Source organism: Arthrobacter sp. Y3225116 (genome assembly GCF_059091245.1).
In genome coordinates this window covers 1-3,926 of the sequence record NZ_JBNHGL010000256.1, presented here as the reverse complement: position 1 = coordinate 3,926, position 3,926 = coordinate 1, and the positions used below count along the sequence as shown (strand labels likewise).

The 3,926-nt window shown below is 70.2% G+C and carries 3 protein-coding genes and 1 pseudogene; 3 read left to right on the top strand and 1 reads right to left on the bottom strand.

Annotated features, from left to right (window positions below; genetic code table 11):
* The 3 genes and pseudogenes from AC5RV2_RS15620 to AC5RV2_RS15610 all read left to right on the top strand — a co-directional run.
* A pseudogene (locus tag AC5RV2_RS15620) lies at nucleotides 1-374 on the top strand (hypothetical protein); the annotation flags it as partial.
* Nucleotides 361-1,182: an endonuclease III gene (gene nth / locus AC5RV2_RS15615; RefSeq protein WP_494093092.1), complete on the top strand. Its 822-nt coding sequence runs from the start codon at nucleotides 361-363 to the stop codon at nucleotides 1,180-1,182. The pseudogene AC5RV2_RS15620 and the gene nth, both read left to right, overlap by 14 nt.
* 2 nt (nucleotides 1,183-1,184) lie before the next feature.
* On the top strand, nucleotides 1,185-1,889 hold the full coding sequence (locus tag AC5RV2_RS15610) for an NUDIX hydrolase (protein WP_494093091.1): 705 nt from the start codon (nucleotides 1,185-1,187) through the stop codon (nucleotides 1,887-1,889).
* Between the two features lie 91 nt (nucleotides 1,890-1,980).
* Here AC5RV2_RS15610 and AC5RV2_RS15605 read toward each other — a convergent pair whose 3' ends face one another.
* Nucleotides 1,981-3,681 (bottom strand): bifunctional 3'-5' exonuclease/DNA polymerase, encoded by a 1,701-nt coding sequence (locus AC5RV2_RS15605; RefSeq protein WP_494093093.1) that lies wholly within the window; start codon nucleotides 3,679-3,681, stop codon nucleotides 1,981-1,983.
* Nucleotides 3,682-3,926: the final 245 nt, after the last annotated feature.

Genomic DNA, 3,926 nt, shown 5'->3' with positions numbered 1-3,926 from the left:
CGACCGGGGCCGGAGCCAGTGCCACACCCGCTGCCGCCGACCAGACGGCAACAGCAGCCACCACGGCCATGCCGGCGGTCGGGGAGAAAGCCACCGCCCGCGCCGTCGCCGACGCTGCCTCGGCGTCTGCTCCCATCAGCGCCACCAGGGAGCACTACGAGGACGAGGAAGCCGAAGGGGAATACGAGGCCTTTTGGTTCGCCGTCGGGCGCACCCGCCCGGTGCTGGACGAGAACACCGGCCAGGTCATGTTCACGGTGGAGCCGGGGTCGTGGATCCTGGCGCTGCAGGACCGCGGCGACGAATTCCTGGTGCAGCACACGGACGGCCGGGTGGGCGTTTTGAGGGACCTGACGAACATTGAGCGTGCCTGACCGGGCGCCGGCCACCCGCCGGCGCAAGACCGAGGAGTCCCTGCTGGCGCGCAAGCGCCGCGCCCGCCGGATCAACAAAGAGCTCGCCGAACACTACCCGTATGCGGTGGCGGAACTGGATTTCTCCAATCCCTTCGAGCTGCTGGTGGCGACCATCCTCTCCGCGCAGACCACCGACGTCCGGGTCAACATGACCACTCCGGTGCTTTTCGAGCGCTACCCGGACGCCCGCGCGCTCGCAGCAGCCGATGAGGCCGAACTGCAGGAGCTGATCAAGCCCACGGGTTTCTTCCGGGCCAAGTCCCAGAGCCTGCTGAAGATGGCCAACCAGATCGTCGACGAGTTCGACGGCGAGGTCCCGGGAAACCTGGACGACCTGGTTAAGCTCGCCGGGGTCGGCCGAAAGACGGCCAATGTGGTGCTGGGCAATGCCTTTGGCATCCCGGGGATCACCGTGGACACGCATTTCCTCAGGTTGTCCCGCCGCTTCGGCTGGACCGGGTCGACCGACGCGGTCAAGGTGGAATTTGATGTTGCGGAGCTGTTTGAGCCCAAGGACTGGACCATGCTCTCGCACCGTGTTGTCTTCCACGGCCGGCGGGTATGCCACGCCCGGAAGCCGGCATGCGGCGCCTGCCCCGTCGCCCAATGGTGCCCGTCCTACGGCGAGGGAGAGGTGGACCCGGACAAGGCGCGGAAACTGCTGAAGTACGAACTCGCGCCGGGACGCGAAGAACTGCTGGCCCGGATGATGGCCGGGGAGACGAGGCGGGAGCTTCGCGCGGCGGGCTTCCCGCTGGGAGCCTGACGATGAGCGCCAAGCAAGACCTGCAGCGGCTGGTGGAGGTGCCGATGGACCAGCGGCTCTCCGTCCGCGACCGGGAGCGCTGGTACGACGTCGCCCTTGACCAGGGGACGGCCCGCCCGGCCGCGGTGCTCCTGCTCTTCGGCGCCCTGGACGACGCACCGGCCCACTTCCACGATTCGGCCGTCCCGGATGACCTTGACCTGCTCTTCGTGGAACGCGCCGCGGGCCTCTCCTCGCATCCCGGGCAGGTGGCGTTTCCGGGCGGCCGCATCGACGCCGACGACGACGGGCCCGCCGCCGCCGCGGTCCGCGAAGCGGTCGAGGAAACCGGCCTGGACGCGGCCGGCGTCGAAGTCCTGGGTGTCTTGCCGGACATCCCGCTGTCCGTCAGCAACTTTTTGGTGACGCCGGTCCTGGCCTGGTGGGCCGCTCCCTCGCCGGTCGACGTGGTCGACTTTGCCGAGTCGGCGCAGGTCTTCCGTGTGCCGGTCGCGGACCTGCTGGATCCGGCCAACCGGCGCATGTCGGTGCTCCGCCGCGGCGACCACGTCTTCCGCAGCCCCGCGTTCCTGGTCCACGGCGTGGTGGTCTGGGGCTTTACCGCCATTGTGCTCAGTCACCTTTTTGACGACCTGGGGTGGTCGTTGGACTGGGACAGGTCGCGGGAGATCCCGGCACCGATCGCTCCGCGCCCTGCGGCCGGCTGACGGTTGCCCGGTCCCTGCAGCCTGCGCCCCGCGGCCGGCTGACGGTCATGGTCCGGCCGGTGGCCAATCTGGCTGGGGGAGGCGCGCTGCCTTACTTGGCGTCGGCGTAGGAATCGACCACTGCCACACTGACAGGGAAGGCCACAGGGATGCGGCCGAAGACCAGGCGGGTGGCGGCAGCGGCGGATTCTTCGACCAGCCGGCAGGCCAGTTGGGCACGGTCCTCGCGGACGTGCAGCATGACCTCGTCGTGGAGGAAGAACACCATTTCCCCCACGAAGGTTCCTTCCGCCGCGCAGGCGCGCAGCCGCCGTCGTAATTCCGCCAGCCAACACAGCGCCCATTCAGCGGCCGTGGACTGCACCACAAAGTTGCGCGTGAAGCGGCCGCGGCTGCGGGCGAGGGTATCGGCCAGTCGCTGCTCTTCGGCTGTGGCGGTCCGTTGGGAGGCCAGCCAGCGTTCCGACGGCGGAGGGCAGCTGCGGCCCAGGTAGCTGCTGACCACCTGCCCCGCCTCGCCGGCCCGGGCCGCGCGCTCGACCACCGCGATGGCCTGCGGATACGTCCGCGTGAGCTGGGGCATCAGCCGGCCGGACTCGCCGGTGGTCGCACCGTACATGGCCCCGAGCATCGCGATCTTCGCCTTGGCACGGTCGCCGGCGAATCCGGCGTCGGCAATGCCTTGATAGAGATCCTTGCCGCGGCCGGCCGCTGCCAGGGCCTCGTCCTGCGCCAGCACCGCCAGCACCCGGGGTTCCAGCTGGGCTGCGTCCGCGACGATGAGCTTGTGGCCGGGATCAGGGCGGACGGCGTCCCGGATCTGGCCGGGAATCTGCAGGGCCCCGCCGCCGCGTGAGGCCCATCGCCCGGTGACCACGCCGCCCACCACGTACTCGGGCCGGAATCGGCCGTCCCGGACCCAGGCGTCCAGCCACGCCCAGCCATTGGCAGTGAACAGGCGGGCGAGCTTGCGGTAGTGCAGCAGCGGCTCGATCGCCGGATGGGCATGCTGCTTCAATTCCCAGGAGCTGGTGGTTTTGACCTCGATGCCGGCCCGGTGCAGGGCGCGGATGAGCTGCTGCTGGGAGTCGGGGTTGAACGCGGGATTGGCCAGCTCCTGTCCGAGCCTGACGGCGAGCTCCTCCAGCTTGTCCGGCCGCTGGCCTTCCCGCGGGCGTTCCCCCAGCTGGTCCGTCAGGATGCCCAGGTGCACGTCCTCGCGCCACGGCACGCCGGCGTGCTCCATCTCGGTGGCGATCAGGGCGCCTGCCGACTCTGCCGCCAGCAGCAGCTGCAGCCGGCCGCGGTGGACCGACGCGGCTACGGCCGCCAACTGGTCCTGCAGCTCGGCCACGAGGTCCTCCAGCTCGGTGCCGCCGGGCTGTGGTTCGTCAAAAAGGGTGAACTGGTCCGGGGACTGCTGCGGCGGCTGCAGCTGACGGGGCAGATCGTCGTCCTGATGCGTGGCCGGCGCCTCCCGCAGCGCCCGGATATACCCGGTGTCCGGGGCGTGGACCGACAGCGCCAGGATGTTGCGGGCGAGCGTGAGATCGTGGCTGCGGTCCACGCCGGTGCCGGCGGCCAGCAGCGGCTGATACGCGGCGCGCGTGGCTTCGAAGACCCAGCGGGGTCCCTCGCCATCCAGGCTCCGGACCGTCGAGGCGAGTCGTCCCTGGGGCACGACGACGGGCGGCCCGGAGGGGGTGCCGTGCGCGTCGGTGCGCTGCAGGTAAGCGACGGGTTCTGTGCCCTTTGGCACGGAAATGTTCCGCGCGGCGGAGGCCAGGACCATATACACACCTCAATTCTGCACCGACCGGTCCTCCACACGCTCCAAGCCGTCCCTCACGGTCCACATCAGGAGTTGCCGTGGCGGGCGCGGGCCGGGAGCTCAGCGAAGATCAGGGCATGCCAAGTCAGCACACCGCCGCCGCGCGGTCCCGCTGGAAACCCGCGGAAGCGACGGACGTCGTCCTCGTCGGCGGCACCGACCGGCTGCGGGATGAAGTGGCCAGGATCGCGGCGGCGGCCGGGCTG